The sequence below is a fragment of the Curtobacterium sp. B18 genome, assembly GCF_000333375.1.
GTDB lineage: Bacteria > Actinomycetota > Actinomycetes > Actinomycetales > Microbacteriaceae > Curtobacterium.
Genome location: NZ_BACZ01000588.1, coordinates 1 through 1,269 on the forward strand (window position 1 = coordinate 1; position 1,269 = coordinate 1,269).

General features: G+C 69.0%; 1 protein-coding gene. It reads left to right on the top strand.

Translation table 11 applies throughout. The annotated features are described in order from the left end of the window. On the top strand, window positions 1–1,144 hold a 1,144-nt coding region (locus I5E_RS16020), incomplete at its 5' end, for a toprim domain-containing protein (protein ID WP_022907875.1). Between the last annotated feature and the right edge of the window lie 125 nt (window positions 1,145–1,269).

Here is a 1,269-nt window from a genome sequence, read left to right on the forward strand (position 1 = left end):
CTTCGTCAACATCATCGCGACGCCCAAGGGCGGGACGCACCAGGCCGGGTTCGAGTCCGGTGTCGTCAAGGCCGTGCGCACCCAGGTCGAGGCGAACGCCCGCAAGCTCAAGGTCGGCCAGGACAAGCTCGAGAAGGACGACGTGCTCGCCGGTCTCACCGCCGTGCTGACCGTCCGACTGCCGGAACCGCAGTTCGAGGGGCAGACGAAGGAGGTCCTTGGCACCCCCGCTGTGCGGAAGATCGTCGACCAGGTCGTGTCGAAGCGGCTGACCGAGATCCTCACGTCGACCCAGCGCACCGAGAAGGCCCAGGCGGCGACCCTGCTCGAGAAGGTCGTCGCCGAGATGAAGACCCGCATCTCGGCCCGGGCGCACAAGGAGACCCAGCGTCGGAAGAACGCGCTCGAGAACTCCTCGCTGCCGACGAAGCTCGCCGACTGCCGCAAGCAGGACGCCGAAGGCACCGAGCTCTTCATCGTCGAGGGCGACTCGGCGCTCGGCACCGCCAAGCTCGCCCGCAACAGCGAGTACCAGGCGCTGCTGCCGATCCGGGGCAAGATCCTCAACGTCCAGAAGGCCTCGGTGTCCGACATGCTCTCGAACGCCGAGTGCGCGTCGATCATCCAGGTCATCGGCGCCGGCTCCGGTCGGACGTTCGAGATCGACCAGGCCCGCTACGGCAAGATCATCATCATGTCCGACGCCGACGTCGACGGCGCACACATCCGGACGCTCCTGCTGACGCTCTTCTTCCGGTACATGCGGCCGATGATCGAGCAGGGTCGGGTGTACGCCGCGGTTCCGCCGCTGCACCGGGTCGTCGTGGTGAACCGCGGCAAGGCGAACGACACGCTGTACACGTACTCCGAGGCCGAGCTGCAGGCGGTCCTGAAGAAGCTCGAGAAGCAGGGCAAGAAGTACCAGGAGCCGATCCAGCGGTACAAGGGCCTCGGCGAGATGGATGCCGACCAGCTGGCGGAGACCACGATGGACCGGACGCACCGGACGCTCCGGCGGGTGAACGTGCCCGATGCCGAGAGTGCTGCGAAGGTCTTCGAGCTGCTCATGGGCAACGACGTGGCGCCGCGCAAGGAGTTCATCCTCGCCGGCGAGGGGCTCGACCGCGACCGCATCGACGCGTAGGCGTCGCGGGCGCCGGGCGCCGGGCGCGGGGCGCGGGGCGCGGGGATGGCCGGGCCCGGCGGGGCGGTGCTGACTCGCTGCGGCGGAGCGCTACGGCGCGCCCTGGAGGTTCGTCGGGGCGGACG